Source organism: Borrelia tillae, assembly GCF_055693965.1.
Genome location: NZ_JBTGSB010000003.1, coordinates 1 through 20,043, shown reverse-complemented (window position 1 = coordinate 20,043; position 20,043 = coordinate 1). Strand labels below are relative to the sequence as shown.

Annotated in this window: 18 protein-coding genes and 2 pseudogenes; 11 read left to right on the top strand and 9 right to left on the bottom strand. The window is 28.6% G+C overall.

The window, feature by feature from the left end; all coding sequences use genetic code 11:
• Positions 1 to 37 precede the first annotated feature (37 nt).
• The 3 genes from ACWUD1_RS05280 to ACWUD1_RS05270 are packed head-to-tail and all read right to left on the bottom strand — an operon-like array spanning position 38 to position 2,308.
• Positions 38 to 802 (bottom strand): ParA family protein, encoded by a 765-nt coding sequence (locus ACWUD1_RS05280; protein ID WP_472757109.1) that lies wholly within the window; start codon positions 800 to 802, stop codon positions 38 to 40.
• Positions 778 to 1,350: a DUF226 domain-containing protein gene (locus ACWUD1_RS05275; protein ID WP_472757108.1), complete on the bottom strand. Its 573-nt coding sequence runs from the start codon at positions 1,348 to 1,350 to the stop codon at positions 778 to 780. The genes ACWUD1_RS05280 and ACWUD1_RS05275 overlap by 25 nt, the downstream gene beginning before the upstream one ends.
• Before the next feature lie 13 nt (positions 1,351 to 1,363).
• A complete protein-coding gene (locus ACWUD1_RS05270; RefSeq protein WP_472757107.1) occupies positions 1,364 to 2,308 on the bottom strand; it encodes a plasmid maintenance protein in 945 nt (314 codons plus the stop codon).
• 205 nt (positions 2,309 to 2,513) lie between these two features.
• On the opposite strand from ACWUD1_RS05270, the gene ACWUD1_RS05265 reads away from it, so the two are divergent.
• The 3 genes from ACWUD1_RS05265 to ACWUD1_RS05255 all read left to right on the top strand — a co-directional run bounded on the left by ACWUD1_RS05265 (position 2,514) and on the right by ACWUD1_RS05255 (position 5,175).
• Positions 2,514 to 3,149, top strand: a complete 636-nt coding sequence (locus ACWUD1_RS05265) for a hypothetical protein (protein WP_472757106.1) — start codon at positions 2,514 to 2,516, stop codon at positions 3,147 to 3,149.
• Between the two features lie 121 nt (positions 3,150 to 3,270).
• Positions 3,271 to 4,620, top strand: coding sequence for a protelomerase family protein (locus ACWUD1_RS05260; RefSeq protein ID WP_472757105.1), 1,350 nt, complete (start codon positions 3,271 to 3,273; stop codon positions 4,618 to 4,620).
• Positions 4,621 to 4,719: 99 nt separating this feature from the next.
• Positions 4,720 to 5,175 carry a hypothetical protein gene (locus ACWUD1_RS05255; protein WP_472757104.1) on the top strand — a complete coding sequence of 152 codons (456 nt, stop codon included), beginning with the start codon at positions 4,720 to 4,722 and terminating at the stop codon, positions 5,173 to 5,175.
• Here ACWUD1_RS05255 and ACWUD1_RS05250 read toward each other — a convergent pair.
• From ACWUD1_RS05250 to ACWUD1_RS05230, 5 genes and pseudogenes are all read right to left on the bottom strand, one after another.
• On the bottom strand, positions 5,150 to 5,431 hold the full coding sequence (locus ACWUD1_RS05250) for an acylphosphatase (protein WP_472757103.1): 282 nt from the start codon (positions 5,429 to 5,431) through the stop codon (positions 5,150 to 5,152). The two genes, ACWUD1_RS05255 and ACWUD1_RS05250, sit on opposite strands and share 26 nt — an antisense overlap.
• A 73-nt stretch (positions 5,432 to 5,504) precedes the next feature.
• Positions 5,505 to 7,153, bottom strand: a pseudogene (locus tag ACWUD1_RS05245) (PTS transporter subunit EIIC).
• A gap of 183 nt (positions 7,154 to 7,336) precedes the next feature.
• Entirely contained in the window at positions 7,337 to 8,365 is a 1,029-nt protein-coding gene (locus ACWUD1_RS05240; protein ID WP_472757102.1) for a PTS transporter subunit EIIC, read from the bottom strand.
• 46 nt (positions 8,366 to 8,411) lie between these two features.
• Positions 8,412 to 8,972, bottom strand: coding sequence for a PTS transporter subunit EIIC (locus tag ACWUD1_RS05235; RefSeq protein ID WP_472757101.1), 561 nt, complete (start codon positions 8,970 to 8,972; stop codon positions 8,412 to 8,414).
• A gap of 133 nt (positions 8,973 to 9,105) precedes the next feature.
• The gene (locus ACWUD1_RS05230; RefSeq protein ID WP_472757100.1) at positions 9,106 to 10,245 is read right to left on the bottom strand and encodes an ankyrin repeat domain-containing protein; all 1,140 of its coding nucleotides are present in this window, start codon (positions 10,243 to 10,245) and stop codon (positions 9,106 to 9,108) included.
• 215 nt (positions 10,246 to 10,460) lie between these two features.
• Between ACWUD1_RS05230 and ACWUD1_RS05225 the strand changes: the two genes are divergently transcribed.
• A complete protein-coding gene (locus ACWUD1_RS05225; RefSeq protein ID WP_472757099.1) occupies positions 10,461 to 11,006 on the top strand; it encodes a hypothetical protein in 546 nt (181 codons plus the stop codon).
• 9 nt (positions 11,007 to 11,015) lie between these two features.
• Here the strand turns inward: ACWUD1_RS05225 and ACWUD1_RS05220 are convergent, their stop codons facing one another.
• On the bottom strand, positions 11,016 to 11,708 hold the full coding sequence (locus ACWUD1_RS05220; protein ID WP_472757098.1) for an ImmA/IrrE family metallo-endopeptidase: 693 nt from the start codon (positions 11,706 to 11,708) through the stop codon (positions 11,016 to 11,018).
• 46 nt (positions 11,709 to 11,754) lie between these two features.
• Here ACWUD1_RS05220 and ACWUD1_RS05215 point away from each other — a divergent pair, with 46 nt between their 5' ends.
• The 7 genes and pseudogenes from ACWUD1_RS05215 to ACWUD1_RS05185 all read left to right on the top strand — a co-directional run bounded on the left by ACWUD1_RS05215 (position 11,755) and on the right by ACWUD1_RS05185 (position 19,210).
• Positions 11,755 to 12,261, top strand: coding sequence for a hypothetical protein (locus ACWUD1_RS05215; RefSeq protein WP_472757097.1), 507 nt, complete (start codon positions 11,755 to 11,757; stop codon positions 12,259 to 12,261).
• Between the two features lie 46 nt (positions 12,262 to 12,307).
• Positions 12,308 to 12,757, top strand: a complete 450-nt coding sequence (locus ACWUD1_RS05210; RefSeq protein WP_472757096.1) for a hypothetical protein — start codon at positions 12,308 to 12,310, stop codon at positions 12,755 to 12,757.
• A gap of 121 nt (positions 12,758 to 12,878) precedes the next feature.
• Positions 12,879 to 14,234, top strand: a complete 1,356-nt coding sequence (locus ACWUD1_RS05205; RefSeq protein ID WP_472757095.1) for an NCS2 family permease — start codon at positions 12,879 to 12,881, stop codon at positions 14,232 to 14,234.
• 196 nt (positions 14,235 to 14,430) lie between these two features.
• The gene (locus ACWUD1_RS05200) at positions 14,431 to 15,165 is read left to right on the top strand and encodes a 5'-methylthioadenosine/adenosylhomocysteine nucleosidase (protein ID WP_472757122.1); all 735 of its coding nucleotides are present in this window, start codon (positions 14,431 to 14,433) and stop codon (positions 15,163 to 15,165) included.
• A gap of 327 nt (positions 15,166 to 15,492) precedes the next feature.
• The gene (guaA, locus tag ACWUD1_RS05195; RefSeq protein WP_472757094.1) at positions 15,493 to 17,037 is read left to right on the top strand and encodes a glutamine-hydrolyzing GMP synthase; all 1,545 of its coding nucleotides are present in this window, start codon (positions 15,493 to 15,495) and stop codon (positions 17,035 to 17,037) included.
• Between the two features lie 18 nt (positions 17,038 to 17,055).
• A pseudogene (gene guaB, locus ACWUD1_RS05190) lies at positions 17,056 to 18,511 on the top strand (IMP dehydrogenase).
• Between the two features lie 540 nt (positions 18,512 to 19,051).
• Positions 19,052 to 19,210, top strand: coding sequence for a hypothetical protein (locus ACWUD1_RS05185; protein ID WP_472757093.1), 159 nt, complete (start codon positions 19,052 to 19,054; stop codon positions 19,208 to 19,210).
• Positions 19,211 to 20,043: the final 833 nt, after the last annotated feature.

The following is a 20,043-nucleotide window of genomic DNA, read 5'->3' as shown; positions in this document are numbered from 1 at the left end:
TAGTTCCAAATGGAACTAGTAGTTCCATTTGGAACTACTAATGATGATTAATCTTATTTAAAAATTTATCTAATACTTCCTTATAGGCCTTATAATAATCTTCATTTGGATTAAAACTATCTCTGTAAAAAATGCTTTTTCTCAAATTATCTCGCTTTGGAATACTACCTAAAAAATTTTCCTTATACTCATTCTCAACAAACCCTTTTAATTCTTTATCTATATTCTGCCTTTCAACAAAATTGGTCACTAAATAAAATGTAGGTAAATCACTCCTAAATATATCTTTCAATCTATTAGTAATTAAATCCAAACTTTCAATTGCCCATTGATCAGTTGACAGAGGAATAACAAGATAATCAGTAATTATTAAACTATTATTAAGCAAACTTCCTAAGGTAGGGGCCGTATCCATAATAATAAAATTATACCTATGTTGTATATAACTTAAAAATATTTTAAGAAGACTTTCTTTTAAAGACATATTTTCTTCATTAAACTGACTTAAGGTTAAATGACTTGCTATAAAATCAAGACTTTTACCTATCTTGATCACTGCATTTTCGATATCCAATTCTTTTTTTAACACTCTGTATATATTTAGTTTTCTTATGTCTATGTCCTGATTTCTTATAAAATTAATATAAAAACTTGTACTACTAGCCTGTGGATCCAAATCAATTAATAGTACCTTGTAATTCTTATTTGATAAGATGCTACTAAAAAATAAAGCTGTCGTACTCTTTCCTACTCCACCTTTAATTGAAGCTATGGTTATTACTTTTGGTTTTCTTTTATCCATCTTAGTATTCCTCTATCTTCAATATATTCTTTTCCGTAAAATTTATGAACTTCTCTTTCCAATTTAAGAGTTCTGTCTAATAAAGCATTGTAAAAAATTTTTTCCTTATTTTTTGATTGCAATAGCGTATACAAACTCCTAAGATAACAAAAAACACTTCCTTTTTTAAATCTAAATTCAATAAAAGAAATTCTTGTTATTTTAGACGTTTTTTTTATTTCATTTTCCTTATAATTTACAATCAATGGTTTTGGCAATTTTACAAATCCATAATAAATGCCCATGAATTTATCCCCTTGCCTCATATGAAACAAATGAAGGCTTTCATATTGAGTAGGATCAAAAATATTTCTAAAACACAACCAAAATTTACCTTTGTTTGGCTTTGCTTCAAAATTATTGATTATGCTAAAAATCTTTGTATGATACATTTTTTTACAGTTTTTTTCTTCTATTTTTTTGAAAAAGCTTTTACTGCTGTTATCATTTTCCAGTTTTAACTTTCTTGCCATTAGCTTTGCCTTCAATTCACGTGTTGTCTTAATCATTTTTCATATTTCCTTAGTTAGAAAACAATAATTCTGTTTTCATGATTTTATTTATTAATTCGCTTGCTTTTATTATTTCGTTTGGATTATCTATGTAATTCATTTTTATTTTTTTTATTTCTTTTTGATTTTTTTGGTAAAAATTTTGAGCCTTGGTTTTGTTTTTTTCTTTAAATTCTCCTATCATTTTATTGAAATCTGTTTTTATGTTTTTTTTTGACATAAACCATATTTTATTTCTTTTTTTTATGAGTTTGTTTTTAAAAAATTTTATAATTTCATTTTCATCATATTCTTTCAATTCGTCCATAAAATCTTTCAGATTCCAAAGTGTATTTTTATAACTTATTTGTGTTTTTACGATATTTTTAATTTCATCTAAGTCTTTTTTTTCTATTTTTTTAAATTTTTGTAATATTATTCCTTCTAGTTGAGTTTTTTTATGTTTAATGTTTTTTAAGTTAGAATTCTTATTTATATAATATTTACTTTTTTTATCACTTAAATGATATGAAAATATTTGATGTGAAATTTTGAACTGTTGATTTTGTTCTTTTAATTTGTATTTTTTAATAGCATTGTTTCTTGCCCGTTCTGTGCTTCTTTTCTTTTTGAGGAAATAGGTTTTGCTTATTATCTTGTTAGCTATTTTTTCAATAGCTTTGTTGATTATATAGTAAGTGAAACTTCCATTGTTTTTTCCAAGAGGATTAAAATCTATTTTTAATAGCCCCAGTTCCTCAAAATTTTTAATGTCATTTTGTATAGTCCTTTTTGTTACTGTTTTAAATCCTTTTTTTTCTAAGATTGAATTTACCATAAATACAACATTTTTTAAAGAATACCTTTTCTTATTGTGAAAATAATTGTGCTGCAATTTTTGAATTACCCAAAATACCTTTAATCTTCGATCTACTACTTTGTTAAATGGCATCTTGTTGACCTTTTTTTGTCTCATTTTGGACTCCTATCGTTTGATATTTATCTTTAAAATGCTAATGACATTTTAATTAAATATTATGAAAAAGTAAAGCCTTTAAATAATACTTTTATACTTTAAATTTATTTTATATTGTTTTATTTTCATAGGTATAAAGTTATATTATTTAATTTTTAAATTTTGGTTATATTGTTAATTAGATAGTTTTTATCTTGAGGTATTTTTGAAGATATTTTGCAGATTTTTTTTATCTTTCATTTTTATTTTTTATTCTTGTAATTTTGATACTGCGTCGAGGTTTTTTGTTTCTTTAGAAGAGGCAATAAAATCAGAAATTGCAAGTTATGAATATTTAGGTAATAATAAATTTAAAACCCACGTTCATTCTAAAAACTATTTTAATTCTATTAAGGATATTAACGGTTATTCTTATTATTTTATATTGGATAAAGGAATAAAAAGTATTATTTTGCGGATAATCTTGTATTCAAAAATAGCAGGTTTATTAGATTATAAGTTTGGGTTTATTTTAAATTTCGGATTAAAGTTAGATTTTATCAATGTTATTCTTCCTGGTGTATTTGAACTTCAAGTGAAAGAAATCTTTCGGAAAAGGATAGTGTTAAAAAGTGATCTTGATATAGGGTATAGTAAGCAAATTTCTATTGATACTTTTGGGTTGGAGCATATAAAAGAGATTAACCGTGAATTTGAGATTAGAAATCATAAAGATGATATGAATTCTAGTACAAGTGAACTTATGTATTTTATGGGAAATCCTGAGTATTCTTTTTTAAGAGAAGCTTACATTGTGCTTTATTATTATGTTTTTAAAGCTATTGAGAGATTTATGCAATAGTAAAATTGATGGGAACTTTTAATAAGTAGTGATTTATTTTAGTTATGTTTTTATTTTTAAAATTCGATAGTAGTCTGAGAAGTATGCCCTTATTGTTTTTTCTTGATATAATTTGTTTAGTATGTCTTTGAAATTTACTATAAAAGAAAATCTTGAATTATTTAGAAAGAATTTGGAAGAAATGTATGTTAAGTATTTAAGATATGAGATTTCATATTCTAAATTGAATAAAAGTTTGAGTATTCTTGCTGAGAAACATAAAAGTATGCTTTTAAGGAAGGATAAATTTACTAATCTTTCAATCATATTAAATCTTTCCAAAACTCGTAAAATAATAAAGGAATATATCAATCTTGCTGTGATTGAGGAAATAAGAAATAAAAATAAATTTTTATTTCTCTGGACACCTAAAACAGTAAAGGAACTATCTAGTATCGATATAAAGGATTTGTGTAAGTTTCAAGATTTAATGATTGCTAATAATATTGTAGGTAGGAAGGTCTATTTTGATTCTTTTTTAAGCTTGTTTAAAAGTCCCGAATGGTTAAATAGTTATTCACATCATTACAAGATTTCGAAAATTAATAGTTATAGGCGAGAACAGATATCAGTTAAAATAAACTTGAAAACTTATATTGAAATGATTAATATTTTATTAACTCAAAAAAGAGATGTTAGACTAAAGTTTTATGGGGTCTTGATGGCAACAGGGCGTCGTCCTGTTGAAGTAATGAAGGTATCTAAATTTTATGTTGAAGACAATGAACATATTCTTATGAAACATATTGCAAAAAAGAAAGAGCATAATTTAATTCATGAGATTGTTTTCCCCACTTTTGCTGATTCTAAGTTAATTATTGATTCGATAGAAGAGATAAGATATATGGAAAGAACAGAAAAGCTTTCGAAAGAAAGTATATCGTCGAATCTTGCCTATAGCTATAATAGACTATTTCGTAAGATCTTTGAAAATATCTTTAAGCCTGAAGAGTCAGTTTATTTTTGTAGGAGGCTTTATAGTAGATTTTCTTATCTTGCATTTGCGCCAAAAAATATGGAGCTAAATTTGTGGATAACTACTGTTTTAGGACATGAGCATGATGATATAATAACAGCTTTTCATTACAATCGTTATATCTTAGAGAACTTAGATGATAATGCTGATATTGATTTGCTGAAATTAATTAGAAGACGGATCTACACCTATATTAGGAGAAAAACTACGTATTCTGTTATTACTATACAAAAATTAGATTTATTGCTACAAGACTATCATATTATGGATGGTAATTATGTTAAGACTTTGTATGTGATTAAAGATCTAATGATGAAAGATAATATCGAAGAATTGGAAATGTTAAGAGGTCTGAATGTAAGGATTCGTAAGGCTTTCAAGCAAAAATATGGCTATAATTATAACTATGCAAAGCTTGGTGAATATTTAGCCATAATTTTTGGATATGAGATTTAAAATTATTGCAGAAAGTTAATTTTGTTTTTATGCCAAATTTTTTTTAAATTGATTCATAGTTTTTTTAAATATCTTGATTGTAATATATTTATTAATTGTATGGATACAGGATTTCTTTATTTTTTTAGGAAGACTCTTAGTGTTGATGAAAACAGAATGGTTTACATTTCTTATCTTTATGATAGTTTGGTGTCAATTCAGCCAATGCAGAATTGGTTGAAGATTGATTTTAGAGACTCTAAGAGAGGTAAAAAATATTTTTTTCTTTTTAAGAGAAGTAAATTGAATGGAGAATTTCTTTCTTGCAATTTTCTAAAGACCGCAACTAACTATGGGCTTGACATTAAGTTTTCTGATGGAAATCTAAATATTTTTTGTAAAGATAGAAAATCATTGGAGTTCTTGAAGTTTAGGGTAGAGAATTTTTTTAAATCTAGTTCAAAGGAGCTTGGCTTTGCCAATAAGAGCAAGATTAGTCATAGAGCAAAAATTGGCAAAAAAATAATTAGAGGCAAAATTGGTAATAATATCAATAGTAAGAGCAGAAGTCCTTGAAATTAAAAGGGTACTTTTCATCTAAGAGATTTTTTTCTATTTTTTCGATTTTTGAATATCCATTGCCCTTTTTGAGGGTATTTTCAAATAATTTAATTTGTTTTTTATTATTGAAGAAAGCTATTATTTCAACTCTCCCATCGTCCAAATTTTTAACAAACCCTTTGATTGCTATTTTATTTGCAATTTGTTCTGTAAAGAATCTAAATCCTACGCCTTGTACCTTTCCTGAAATGAAATATTGATATTTATTCATATGTCTTATCCTTATTTATACAATACAAGAAGAGAGACTTTAAAATATCTCCCCTTTGTTGTTCATTTATACCCTAAATATTTTTAGACATTTGTATTATTTTATCTATTTCCATTTTTATGTTATCAGAGAGTCCTCCAAAGACAATTTGTATCCCATTTCCCTTTATAAGCACTCCACTCGCTCCAATGGATTTAAAATAAGAGACAGACTTCACCAGTTCTATTTTATTAACATTAATTCTTAATCTTGAGGCACATGCATCAAGATATGTGATGTTGTCTTTTCCCCAAGACCTTCTAGTACGTTTATGGCAACTTCTGATATGCCTGTTTTTTGTGAATTTGTTTTTTTGTTGATGGTGACAACTTCTTCTACATCTTCACGGCCTGGTGTTTTTAGATTGAATTTTAGAATTACAATTTTAAAAGCATAGTATAATACTACGAAGTAAAAGATACCAATGACAGGGATCATTGTCCAGGTTGTTTTGCTATTGCCTTGTAGTATGCCAAATAAAAACATATCAATCAGTCCGCCAGAAAATGTTAATCCAACCCCAATATTGAAAAAATGTGCTAATAGATGGGCTAGTCCAAATAAAGGAACATATATTAGATAGTAAAGAGCCGGAGCTGCAAAAAGAAATGCGAATTCAATAGGTTCTGTTATTCCTGTTATCATTGATGTGAAGCTGGCTGATAATAATAAAGAAGCTGTATTTTTTTTATTTTCTTTTCTTGCAGTATGATACATTGCAAGTGCTGCTCCAGGCAATCCAAAAATCATCATTATGAATTCACCACTGAAAAACCTTGTTCCTTTTGCAACTTCAAAGTGTACAGTATTAGGATCTGCGAGTTGTTTAAAGAAAATATTTTGTGCTCCTGATATTAGCTCTCCATTAATTTCCATTGTTCCACCCAAAGATGTTTGCCAGAATGGCATGTAAAATATATGGTGGAGACCAAAAGGTATTAAAGATCTCTTTATAGCGCCGTATGCAAATGAACCAAAATAACCGGATTTTTCTATAATATTTCCCAATGAATTCATCATTCCTTGAATGAATGGCCAGATGCATGTTAAAATTATTCCTACGAGAAACATTGTAAGTGTTGTTATGATGGGAATAAATCTTGAACCCCCGAAAAATGCTAGAAATGTTGGTAGTTGTATATTATGTAGCCGATTGTGAAGCGCTACCGAAATAAATCCTGCTATCATTCCTCCCATTACGCTCATTTGAAGAGAAAAGATTCCAAGCACATGTGTATATTCTTGGCTTTTTGCTATTGCACTTGCCTCGGGTGTTCCCATTGCTATTAGTGCATCTGCATTTACAGTGGAAGGATTTATATTTTGCAAGGATAAAACACCATTTATAGTTTGATGCATCACTAAAAATCCTACAACTCCAGCAAGAGCTGCTGTTCCTTTTTCGGCTTTTGCCAGTCCAATTGGAATTGCTACTGCAAACATTAAAGGTAAATTTGAAAAAATTACTTCACCAGTATATTTCATTAAAGATAATATTGAGCTTATTAAGGTTCCATCTCCAAGTGTATTTTCCATTCCATAAGCTCGAATCATTGTTGTATTGGTAAGTGCACTACCAATTCCTAATAGAATCCCAGCTATTGGTAGTAAAGCTATTGGTAACATGAAGGCTTTTCCTACCTTTTGTAATGTTGTAAATATAGATTCTGATGATGTTGACATAAACACTTCTCCCCTTGAGTTGTCGTTAAAATTTAATATAATTAACATTTTTAATTATGTTATTAATTTAATATTAGCAATATTTGTTGATTTGTAAATAAATTTAAAGACAAAATTCTTTGTAAAGGAATAAGTACTGTACATTCCTTTCAAGTTGTCATTTGTTATTGTAATTATTGAGGTTTATATTTTTTTAATGATTTTTTCTATTTCTGTATTGATATTATCTGATACAATACCAAATACGATTTGTAATCCTTTATCTTGTCTTATGATGCCTTTAGCACCAATTGTTTTGAAGTAAGTATCATCTTTGACAAGGTTGATATTATGTATTTCAATTCTGAGTTTTGTGATGCAGGCACTGTTGTATTTAATGTTATTAATTCCCCCAAGGCCTTCGATGATTTTAGTTGTGACTTCTCTTAAATTGGCAAGTATTTCCCTTGAGCTCCCTCTTTGAGTAGTCGTTCCGTCATCCTCTCGTCCTGGAGTTTTAAAGTCAAATTTGACTATGGCCCATTTAAATACAAAGAAATATATAAAGAAATAAGGTATTCCAACATAAAGTATATTTATCCAGCTTGTTCTTGCACTTCCTTGAAGTATTCCGTAAAGGCAATAATCAATAAACCCGTTTGCAAATGTTACCCCCACTCCAACATTTAAAAGATGCATCAGTACAAATCCTATACCGTACATAATGACATTAAATCCAAAGAATAATATAGGAGCTGCAAAAAGGAATGTGAATTCAATAGGTTCTGTTATTCCTGTTAAGAATGACGTGAATGCCACAGAGCCAAGCAGTGCCGCCATTTCTTTTTTACGTGCAGGTTTTGCTACCCACCACATTGCAAGTGCTGCTCCAGGAAGCCCAAATGCATGCCCAGGCCATTTCCCAACCCAAAATCTTGTTCCTTTTGTAACTTCAAAATGTCCTGAGAAATTTGGATTTGCAAGTTGTGCAAAAAATATTTTTTGTGCCCCTGATACCAGTTCTCCATTAATTTCCATTGTTCCGCCCAGGGGTGTTTGCCAGAATGGCATGTAAAATATATGATGCAAACCCGTTGGAACTAGTGTTCTTTCAATTACTCCAAATAGAAATGAGCCAAAATAACCAGATTTTTCTACAATTTCGCCTGTCATAGCAATTACGCTTTGTATGGGGGGCCAAATAAATACAAGCATTATGCCAATAATGAGCATTGTTCCGGTTGTAACTATTGGAACAAATCTTGTTCCCCAAAGAATGCTAGAAATTGAGGGAGTTGAATATCGTAATATTTATTATGAAGATGTGCAGCAGTGAATCCTGAATCATACCCCCAAGTACCCCCATCTGGAGCGTATGCATTCCAAGTACATTGGTATATTCGAATGATTTTGCAACAGCTTGTGCTTCATTGAAACCTGTTGCCATTAAGTAATCAGAACTAACTGTTTTGGCAGTTATGCCTTGTATTGCAAGGGTGCTACTTATAGCTTTGTGCATAATTAGAAATCCAATTCCACCAGAAAGTCCTGCCGAGCCTTTTTCGACGTTGGCGAGTCCGATTGCAATTCCCAATGAAAATATTAGCGGTAAATTTTCAAATACTACCTCACCCGTATCTCTCATAACTGATAAAATAATGTTTAAAAGGGTTCCTTGTCCCAAAGTTGCTTTAAGGCTGTAAGCTTGAATCATTGTTTCGTTTGTAAATGCACCGCCAATACCCAATAAAAGTCCGGCTGCTGGTAGAAGGGCTATTGGGAGCATAAAAGCTTTGCCGATTTTTTGTAAGATGGCAAATTTATTTGCAGGGTTAATCATAATGAGTTCTCCTCGTGATCATTTCTAATAAATACAGTATATATATTAATTAATTTAATTAATATATATACTGTATAAATAATATTAATTAATTTAATTAATATTATTTATACTTTCGGATTTGTTGATAAATTTATCTTGTAATAAGATTTAGATATTGATAGATTTCACTGTTTTTTGGAGCGTAATCTAACGGTAATTTTTTGTCTAAATCTCTTATAGATGGATTTGCTCCTTTTTCTATAAGAGATTGGATAAATTCGATACCATACTCATTAATTATGGCATTGTGAAGTGCAGTTTGAGCTTTCAGATCTGTTAGATTGATGTTGAAATCTTTTGACATTGCATAGTTTATTATATTTTTAGATTTTGATTTTACTGCGCAAGTAAATAAGGGATTTCCATCGGAAAATATTGTATTTAATGAGAAAGTATTTGGGTTTTTTTCTAGAAAAATTTTAATTTCATCTAGATTATCATTATTTACTAATATTTTAAGCTTATGCTTGTCTTTAATGTATGCTTTATATTCGTTTTTAGTTTTGATGCTTTTTAAAAAGTTATCTTTATTTTCTTTTAAGTCTATATAATAAGGAATTGTATCAAGATTATTTTTATAATAATCAATAGTAACTTGAGCGTCGTTAGAATCAAGATAATAAACATTGACTAATTCATTGAAATAGTGATTGGTAGCATCTTTAATGAGCTCAAATTTGACTTCATGTTTTTGATATTCCTTAAATGGAATTAAATTATAGTTTTGATCGTAAAATAATAAATCTGTTATTTTACCATTTATGTCTTTGAGTACAGGAATGATATTTCCATTTTTGTCCACACTTATGTCTGATATTTTATTATTCAAACTAGGCAATTTATATTTGTTATACATTGGTAAAATTTCTTCTTCTAATTTTGTAATTCTGTTTTTGATTTCTGTATTCATTGCTTTAATATAGGCATTATAGATATTTATGATATCAGTTGGTGGCTTATTGATGGTTTTTGAATATTTTTCAAAGCTAGCATTAAATATTGTATTTATTGGTATTTGTTTTGACATTAATTCCATTTTGATTGGTTCTTGTAACCCTGAGAGGTATATTTGTAATAATGCTGCGTTGATTTTATGTATTGCAAAAAAATCTTCTTGAAATACTTGGAAATCTTCTAATAATTGTTTTTCTGAGAAATGTTGGGCTAAGTTAGCACTAGTTATAAAAAGAATAAATAGAGTCAAATAGTATATGGGGCTAAACTTTTTCATCTTATTCTTAATTTTGGTTTTTAAATTTTTGTTAAAAATGGTAAAAGATGAAATTCCTATGATAATATATCCAAAATACGTAAATATTTTGCTTAATGCATAATAGCTCATTTGATTTCCTTTGAGTCAATTTTTTATATTATTATATCAAAGTTTGTTTTATTTACTTTATTTTTATGAAAAAGTATACTTAAGAAGTAGAAACAGAATATTGTATGCGTTTGTTTTTATATTTTGCAGGACTTTTTACCTTTTTATTTTTATGTTGTACTACCACATTTGATGGTACTCGTTTGAATTTGTTTACCTTAAAAGCTTTAATGACATATCCTGAACTTAAAATTTCAAGTTCTATTTTAAAAAAAGATGAAAGTTTAAATGATTCTCTTAAACATAATTTTGATATTTTAAAAGAAGCCCAGGATAATTTAGTTTATGTTTCTGAACTTAGTTATAACAATAATATTGAGTATATTAATAATCTTTACTTATATAATAAAAAATTATATAGAGTTATATTAGCATATAGTACAGTTCAAGGCACGTCTTTTAGATTAGAAATTTTGCGATATTTAGATGCCCATAATATTAAAGAAAAATTTCCTTTAAGAATAAAGTTTCCTTTTGATAGGGCATGTATAGATAATAAGTTTTGGATTATAATTAATAAAGGTTTTTTAGATATGTTGATTCAGGATAAGAGTGCTTTAATTATTGCTAAACGAAAACTGGAATTTATATTAAAAAGCTTTTCTAAGTAGTGAGATGATTTATTCTAATTCTTCAAAGATTTTTTTTATGCTTTCTTTTTTTGTGACCTCTCTTTTTTCTAAGTCAATAGCTATTGATTCTTTTAATTTATCTACGTTTTGAAGCAGAAGTTCTTTAGCTTTTATTTGATCTATTTGTTTGATTTTTAGTTTTTTTTGTATTTTGTTTTCTTTCTCAAGTCTGTGAATTTCATTGAGCATGCTTAGCTTAAAGTGTATTATATTTTCAGACACTTGAAATTCTTGTGACATCAGTTTTTGAGGATATTTTATTGATTTGTATTGAGGAACTTTTAATTTTAAGGTGGTGGTTGGAATTAATAAGTTTGCTGCAAATATATTGGATTCTATAGTCATTAGATTATCTTGAGTATTAATTGTATCTGTTCTTTTAGATGGGTTAAATACTTGGTATTTATGCATTAAATAATGACCAAGTTGTTGTGCTATTGCAAATCTTTTGTTTTGTAGATTCATCATTTCGTTTATGTATATGGCTTTTTTATTTGGTTTAATGTATCCAGCAAAGTTTTTATATTTGTCTTCAAATGCAATTTCGAATACTTTAAGGCCCTCTCCTATTGCAATTTTTATTATTGGTACTGGAATAAGTAATATAGCATATTTTGAAATTATGTAATCAGAATAGATATAGGGGGTTTTAATGTATGAGCTAAAATTATTGGATTTCATTCAATATAAATATTCTCCTTATTATATTGTATAATATAATTTAATTATGAGATATAGTTTTTGTCTATTTGTATTTGTTTTTTTTTCATGTGAGACTTTAAATGTAGAAGAATTTTTAGATGAAAAATTTAATAAAATAGAAAGAGTTGGTTATTTTCTTTATTTTTACCCAAATAGCCAGATTTATATCAAAAGAGATAAGTTAACTAATGATTTTTCTGTGTTTTTGAATGTTGTTTTGGATTCAAGTTTGAATTTCGATAGCGGTTCTTTGAAATTGCTTCAAGATGACAACCATGTTGGTGATATTAATATTTCTAAAGTGGTTGGTGTTGGCACCTTAAGGTTTTTGTATATTGAGATTGATAGAAACAATGCTGAACTTATTTTAAGAGCCCTTAATCCTCACAAGAGATTGTCTTTTGTTTTAGATGATAATTCTTATCAAGTGTGGACTAGGGATACTTTGAAATATGATGCTAGATTTATTGATGTTGACTTTGAGAGTACTAGAAATACTCTCAAATATGCTCTTGATAACAATATCTTATAGAATTTATAGTAAATTATATTGTTTTATAAGAATTTATGGTAATTTAATGACAAAGTGCTTTGATAGATATATTATTTTTTATTTTGTGTTTTTGATGTTTTCTTGTACAACCATTGATCAGAGGAGTTTTGATGGATTAATTAAGACTTCAAAATATATTAAATTAATTTCTGATAAGAATAAGGTTTCTTTAAGACATTATTTTACTATTTCAGGTAAGTTCAATTTAAGATATAAAGAGCCATTGTTCTTAAAATGTGAGAATGATGACATAGTAGCTGCATTTTTGCTTAGGCGTTATAAGAGAATTGGAGATAAGTATATTCAGACTTTCTTGAGTGTAGGTAAAGAGATTTCTTTAAAAACATATTTAAAGTTAATTAAGGCTAAAAAATTTGTTGTTGTAAACAGCTCAGGAGAAATTCTCAAAACTATTGTTTTTTCAGAGCAGCTTGATATCGAAAATATTTTATTTCAAAACAATAAAGTTTGCTAAAGATATATAACTTTGTTTTTAGCTTAATTTTTTTGTTTTTTAATGATTTTTGTATTAAAATAAATGCCATTAATTTTGGTTTTTTGTACAGATAAGGAATATCTGATAAGAGGAGTAATTTTTGAGCAACATTAGAGCTACGTTAATATCCCAAATTAAGAATAATAATATTGATTATAAGACAGAGATTATAGCTGGTATTACAACATTTTTGAGCATGGCGTACATCATAGCTGTTAATCCTTATATACTTTCTAGTACAGGGATGCCAGTAGGTGCGTTAGTAACAGCGACGTGTTTGACAGCTGGACTTGCTACCATTTTTATGGGGATTTACACTAATGTCCCTTTGGCATTAGCTTCTGGGATGGGAATTAATGCATTTTTTGCATTTTCGGTTGTGAAAGGAATGAATATACCCTGGGAAGTGGCTTTGGGGGCGGTTTTTGTTGAGGGCATTATTTTTATTATTTTATCCATATCAAAGATTCGTGAGGAGATTGTAAATTCCATACCATTAAATTTAAGATGTGCTGCTGCCGTCGGGATAGGGTTGTTTATTGCTTTTATTGGGTTTGTTAATGGTGGAATTATTGTTAAAAATGATGCTACATTAATTGGTCTTGGAAATTTTGCAAGCTTAAAAGTTTTACTTACAATGTTAGGAATTATTTTCATATTTATTTTTGAAATTAAACTGATTAGGGGTAGTATATTATTATCAATTTGCATAACTACTTTAATAGCGTGGAGTTATGTTTTCTTTAATAAAAAAGATGCTATGGATTTAGGAATTAGTTTGCCAGATGGTTTTTTAAGATATGAGTCAGTTACGCCCATTTTTAATAAACTCAGTTTTTCTTATGTGTTAAGTGGAAATTTTTGGAATTTTATTTTCATAGTATTCATTTTATTATTTAATGATTTATTTGATACCCTTGGCACTTTAGTAGGTGTTGCTTCAAAAGGAAATTTGATGGATGATAAGGGGAAGATATATAATGTTGATAGGATATTGTTAGTTGATGCTATTGCTACTACTCTCGGAGCGGTTATGGGTGTGTCTACTGTAACTACTTATATTGAGAGTTCTACAGGTATAGCTGAGGGTGGAAAGACAGGATTTACATCAATTGTAACAGGAAGTTTATTCTTATTGTCAGTATTTTTTGCTCCTTTATTTATTGCTGTTCCTGCTAGTGCAACTTCGGCTGCTTTAATATACGTGGGATTTTTTATGTGTAAAGAAATCCAAAATATAGATTTTGCAAACACAAGAGAAGCAATTCCTAGTTTTTTAATATTATTTTTAATTCCTTTGACTTATAGCATAGCTTCAGGAATAGGGATTGGCATAATTTTTTATGTAGTTTTAAGTATATTGTATGCTTTATTGACCAGAGAAAGTTTGAAAGTTTCTTTCACAATGCTTTTATTATTTTGTCTTTTTGTTTTAAAATTAGTTTTTTCCTATTAAGTTTGTTTGTTTAATCTTTTTATTGGATTTTGCATATTTTTTTGTTGAAAAATTGAAAAAAGGAGTTAAATTATTACTACAAATGTAGTAATAATTTTTGAAGCAATTGAGGAGTCTTTATTTGATAGATAATCATAAATATTTAGTATTGAAGTTAATAATTTTTTTGTTAATTTATTTTAATAGTTATGCTGTTATGATTGATAAAAATAGCAATGTTTTAATAGTATTTGCTATGGATTCTGAAGCCGATGAGTTACATAAGCTTATGTCTCGTAAGGAAGAAATAGTAATAAAGGATTATGGACTTAATAAAAAAATTATTAAAGGTAAGATATCTAATCGCAATGTTCTTTCTGTTGTTGTTGGGATTGGGAAGGTTAATGCAGGTTTATGGACTAGTTATTTTTTGTCAAAATATAATATCAGTCATGTGATCAATTGTGGAGTTGCTGGTGGAGTTGTGGGCTCTAAGGTAAGTAATCTTAAAGTGGGCGATATAGTAGTATCTTCAGAGGTAGGTTATCATGATTTTGATTTAGTAAAATTTGGACATAAATTTGGACAGGTACCGGACTTGCCTCAGAGATTCAAAAGTGATAGAAATTTGCTTGAAAAAGCTCTGAATGCTATTAAAGTAAAATTTAAAGATATTAATGGATATTCCGGTCTAATATTGACAGGTGATCAATTCATTGATCCAGTTTATTTGCAAAAAATTGTGGCAAATTTTGATGATGTAGTAGCAGTAGAAATGGAAGGTGCAGCAGTAGGGCATGTTGCTCATATTTTTAAAGTTCCCTTTATAATTGTTAGGTCCATATCTGCTATTGTGAATCATGAAGATAATGAAATTGAATACGGTGAATTTCTTAAAATGGCAGCAGTGAATGCAGCTGTAATGGTGCAAGAAATCTTGAAATTACTTTAATAAGTATTAATATAATAAGTATTATTATATTAATACTTATTAAAGTGGGTAGATAAGTTAAATTTTGATATTTAATTAATATTAAAGTGTTTTTAGAGAGGTAGATTATGAAAAATCTATAAGTTGATAAATATTTCTCTTGTTAATTTATAGATTTTTGGCATGATGAGTTAACAAAATATAGCATTGCTTTCTATGATTGATGCATATGGTATTAGTTTTTGTTAAATCTTCCATGCTCAATCAATTTAAAGGCTTAATGTTAATTAAATTATTTTTTTAAATTTGTATATATAAGTAAAATTAATTTTTGAAGGGATTTTTATAGTGAGTAATCATGCAGTGATTGTATTGGATTTTGGCTCTCAGTATAGTCAGTTGATTGCAAGAAAAATTAGGGAAATGGGTGTTTATACAAAAGTTATTGCTCATTCTATTTCTGAAGAAGAGATTAAGGATATGCATCCTGTAGGGATAATTTTAAGTGGAGGGCCAGCTTCTGTTTATTTAGATGAAGCTCCTACTGTTGACGTTGGAATTTTTAATTTAGGTATACCTATTTTAGGAATATGTTATGGGATGCAATTAATCGTTAAATTGTTTGGTGGTGCAATTTTTAAGTGTGATAGGCAGGAGTTTGGTAATACTGAGATCTTTATAGAAAATCATCAGTCTAATTTATTTTCAGGGCTTTCAAATAAATTGGAAGTCATGATGAGTCATGGGGACAATGTTGAAAAAATTCCAAACAATTTTAGACAAATAGCTTATACTAAAAATTGTATTGCTGCTGTGTTTAACGAGGAACAAAAGATTTATGGGGTACAATTTCATCCTGAAGCAACTTGCTCAGAGGCTGGAAATCAAATATTGAAAAATTTTGTTTTGAGAATTTGTCAAGCCCAAGTTAATTGGAATGTAAATAATAATATAGATGATTTTGTAAGGAAAATAAAACTTCAAGTAGGTGATAGAAAAGTAATTTTGGGAGTTTCTGGTGGAACTGATTCCTTGGTATGTGCATTGCTTATTAACAAGGCAATAAAGAAGAATTTAATATGTGTTTTTATCAATACTGGTTTATTGCGTAAAAATGAGGTTAGAGAGATCTTAGAGCTTGGTAAACGGTATGATTTGAATGTCAAGTATTTTGATTTTTCTTCAGTGTTTTTGAATAATTTGAAAAATATAGATGCACCTGAAGAGAAAAGAAAAATAATAGGAAAAACCTTTGTAGAGGTTTTTGAACAGGTAGCGTTAGCAGATAAAGATGTAGAATTTTTGGCTCAAGGTACTATTTATTCAGATGTAATTGAGTCTCAATCTGGCGGTGGGAATAATGCTTCCACATCAAATATCAAGTCTCATCATAATGTGGGTGGGCTTCCAGAAAGAATTAACTTAAAGCTTTTAGAACCATTGCGAGAGCTTTTTAAAGATGAAGTAATTCAACTAGGAATGAAGCTGGGAATTGAAAAAAATGTTCTTTATAGGCATCCATTTCCCGGACCAGGATTGGCAATAAGAATAATTGGTAAAATTACTCAGGATAAAATTGATATTTTACAGGAGGCTGATAATATTTTAATAGAGGAGCTTTTAGAAAATAACTTGTATTATAAGGTAAGGCAAGCGTTTGTAGTCTTATTGCCTGTAAGATCTGTTGGAGTGATGGGAGATAATAGAACATATGAATATACAGCTGTTATTCGATGTGTTGATACTTTAGATTTTATGACCGCTACTTGGGTTGAGTTACCTTTTGATTTTTTAAAAAAAGTTTCTTCAAGAATAATTAATGAGATTAGAGGCATAAATAGAGTTTGTTATGACATTTCTTCTAAGCCCCCAGCAACAATAGAATGGGAATAAAAAAATAAGGAAAACAGATTGATAGAAAAGATAGTAAAAGAAGCTTTGACTTTTGATGATGTTTCTTTAGTTCCTAGAAAGTCGTCTGTATTACCTAGCGATGTTGAGTTAAAAACGAAGTTAACTAAGCGTATATCTTTGAATATACCTTTTTTAAGCTCAGCTATGGATACAGTTACAGAAAGTCGAATGGCGATAGCTATGGCTAAAGAAGGTGGAATAGGCATTATACATAAAAATATGACAATTGAGGCTCAAAGAAAAGAAGTTGAGATAGTAAAGGCTTATCGGATTGGGATTATAAAAACCCCTATTACTATTGATGATAATGCGAATGTGCGAGAAGCTAAGATATTGATAGCGAAACATAAGATTTCTGCACTGCCTGTCACAGATAAAACAGGCAAAATATTGGGCTTGGTTACTAGTAGAGATATTAAATATATCACGGATGATAATATTCCTGTTATAAGTGCAATGACGAAAAAATTGATTACAGCAAAAGAGGATATAACATTGACAGAAGCCAAAGAAATATTATTTAAACATAAATCGAAAAGTTACTTATTGTTGATGAATCAAATAATTTAAGGGGATTGATAACCTGTAAAGATATAATCATGTGGAACATCAGGAATATTTTCCTAGTGCATGCAAAGATGTAAAAAATAGATTAAGAGTGGGGGCAGCTGTCTCCATTGATGTTGATGCTTTGGAGCGTGTTGAAGAATTAGTCAAAGCAGATGTTGATGTTGTTGTTATTGATTCTGCACATGGTCATTCTACACGAGTAATTGAGCTTGTAGGAAAAATTAAAAATAAATATCCGAATTTGGATGTTATTGCGGGTAACATAGTGACTAAAGAAGCAGCTCTTGATTTGATTAATATGGGAGCAGACTGTTTGAAGGTAGGAATAGGTCCAGGAAGTATATGTACAACAAGAATAGTATCAGGAGTTGGAGTACCCCAATTAACAGCAATTCATGATGTTTTTGAAGCTTGCAGACATACCGATACTTGCATTATAGCTGATGGTGGGATTAGATTTTCAGGAGATATCGTTAAAGCGATTGCAGCAGGAGCTGATTGTGTGATGATAGGAAATCTCTTTGCAGGTGCTCATGAATCTCCTTCAGAAGAAGTAATTTATAATGGAAAAAAATTTAAGGTTTATGTTGGGATGGGCTCTCTTTCTGCTATGGTTAGAGGTTCCAAATCAAGATATTTTCAATTTGCCAATAAAGAATCACCTTCTAACAAATTGGTACCTGAAGGCATTGAAGGAATGGTGCCTTATGCTGGTAAATTAAAAGATATTGTCTTTCAGTTGAAGGGAGGATTAATGTCTGGGATGGGTTATTTGGGGGTAGAAACAATATTAGAATTAAAAACAAATGCTTATTTTGTAAAAATAAGTCCCGCCTCTTTACGGGAGTCTCATCCGCATAATGTTTTGGAAAATGGAAAATGACACAATTTCATTGTATTGAGTGGTATTAAAATTTCATTAGTATTTTCTTGACTTTATGTTAAGAGAGAAAAACGAGCTTATCAATAGCTTTTACAGTGATTTTTAGTTTTTTAGATAAAAGTATTTGGGGGTGACTAAATTGAGTAGTCGTACTTTAAGTGTTTTTATATAATTATATTGTTAGTTTATAGATTGCTTTATAGGCTTGTCAGGTGGACTTCAAGTTATCTTTTTGATTATTAGTGATTTTAAAAGTTAAATTTTATTTAAACAGTTTAATTTAAAAAGAAGAAGGTAATATGACTAGAAACAATATATTTATATTAGTAATATTAGAATCAATTTTAAGGAATTGTTTTAGTGTCGAAATTCAGTTGTGTATCACTTTTTTTAAAAGAAAAAAATCAAAATTGATGGCATTACGGGAGAGCTTAAGCCAACAAATAGAGGAAATAAAAAAGATATTCCTAATGTTAATTGGAATAAAGTTGAGGAGTATATTAAGAAAGTTGGGCCAAAATGAAAAGAGCAGAACCTTTCTTGTTCATTTTGGTAAGATATACGGCACAGTTAAAACTTATTAATCGTGATTATAATGGAATTTATAGTATCATTAGAATTTATTCTCATTGTTTGGGTATTGATAGTGGTGTGCGTATTCGCGAAGAATTGGCTAAAAAGTTAAAGCATCTATTGTAAAGATAACGACTGATATTGCTTTTGTTGGTATACTTGAAAATCTTGTAGAAATCTTTAAGGACTATGGTCTTAAAGCGTTGAAGAATTCAATTGATAATCTTAAGAAAATTCTGAAGAAGCAGAATTCTAGCCTTTCTTCTAAAAAAGCGACGAAGTTCCAAGTAAGCAATCTATTGTTAATCGCTAGACTGATAGCTGATGACTATAAAAATGTCCCGGATACTGTTACAATTGTGTGTGAATGTGTTTTATAAAATAGCATCTGAATGCTCTTCTTTCTTCTCTCTAACTATTATAATATGACGCTATTGGGGCTTTTTATATTTCTTATAACATTTAAATTTTACACACCTTAATCTAAGTTTAGTAATTGGTGTGGTATTGGGGTTATTTATTATTAAATTGAATCAATATGAGTGTGCGTTTATTCTTGTAATAAAAATATAGTTAAATATGTTTTTTGATAACTAATTGTGATTAGTATAATTTTATATATTATCTTTAAATTAAAGATAGATTATGTTAATTTGTGTTATTTGATATCGTCATTAGATCATTTTTGATAGGGATTTAATTTTTTTATATCATGATTTCAATGATACCCTATATATAGAGTTATAGGGTATTTTTTATAATTTATTTAAATTACAGATGCATATTTCGGTATTAACTTTGGTATATTGAGATAACTGCTATGTATTTTTTTGAGACAATTCGTAAGAACATAAAAATTAAAAAATCAACTTTTTATCTTTTTGTTACAATTTTATATTTTTTTGTAACAATTTTGGATAGGATTTTCAAATAATTTTGTACTAATAGAAAATTACTAA

Bases quoted from the DNA above. Each gene is read 5' to 3' on its own strand.
- ACWUD1_RS05280 (WP_472757109.1), bottom strand. From the start codon at position 802: ATGGATAAAAGAAAACCAAAAGTAATAACCATAGCTTCAATTAAAGGT.
- ACWUD1_RS05275 (WP_472757108.1), bottom strand. From the start codon at position 1,350: ATGATTAAGACAACACGTGAATTGAAGGCAAAGCTAATGGCAAGAAAG.
- ACWUD1_RS05270 (WP_472757107.1), bottom strand. From the start codon at position 2,308: ATGAGACAAAAAAAGGTCAACAAGATGCCATTTAACAAAGTAGTAGAT.
- ACWUD1_RS05260 (WP_472757105.1), top strand. From the start codon at position 3,271: ATGTCTTTGAAATTTACTATAAAAGAAAATCTTGAATTATTTAGAAAG.
- ACWUD1_RS05255 (WP_472757104.1), top strand. From the start codon at position 4,720: ATGGATACAGGATTTCTTTATTTTTTTAGGAAGACTCTTAGTGTTGAT.
- ACWUD1_RS05250 (WP_472757103.1), bottom strand. From the start codon at position 5,431: ATGAATAAATATCAATATTTCATTTCAGGAAAGGTACAAGGCGTAGGA.
- ACWUD1_RS05240 (WP_472757102.1), bottom strand. From the start codon at position 8,365: ATGCTCATTATTGGCATAATGCTTGTATTTATTTGGCCCCCCATACAA.
- ACWUD1_RS05235 (WP_472757101.1), bottom strand. From the start codon at position 8,972: ATGATTAACCCTGCAAATAAATTTGCCATCTTACAAAAAATCGGCAAA.
- ACWUD1_RS05230 (WP_472757100.1), bottom strand. From the start codon at position 10,245: ATGAAAAAGTTTAGCCCCATATACTATTTGACTCTATTTATTCTTTTT.
- ACWUD1_RS05225 (WP_472757099.1), top strand. From the start codon at position 10,461: ATGCGTTTGTTTTTATATTTTGCAGGACTTTTTACCTTTTTATTTTTA.
- ACWUD1_RS05220 (WP_472757098.1), bottom strand. From the start codon at position 11,708: ATGAAATCCAATAATTTTAGCTCATACATTAAAACCCCCTATATCTAT.
- ACWUD1_RS05215 (WP_472757097.1), top strand. From the start codon at position 11,755: ATGAGATATAGTTTTTGTCTATTTGTATTTGTTTTTTTTTCATGTGAG.
- ACWUD1_RS05210 (WP_472757096.1), top strand. From the start codon at position 12,308: ATGACAAAGTGCTTTGATAGATATATTATTTTTTATTTTGTGTTTTTG.
- ACWUD1_RS05200 (WP_472757122.1), top strand. From the start codon at position 14,431: ATGATTGATAAAAATAGCAATGTTTTAATAGTATTTGCTATGGATTCT.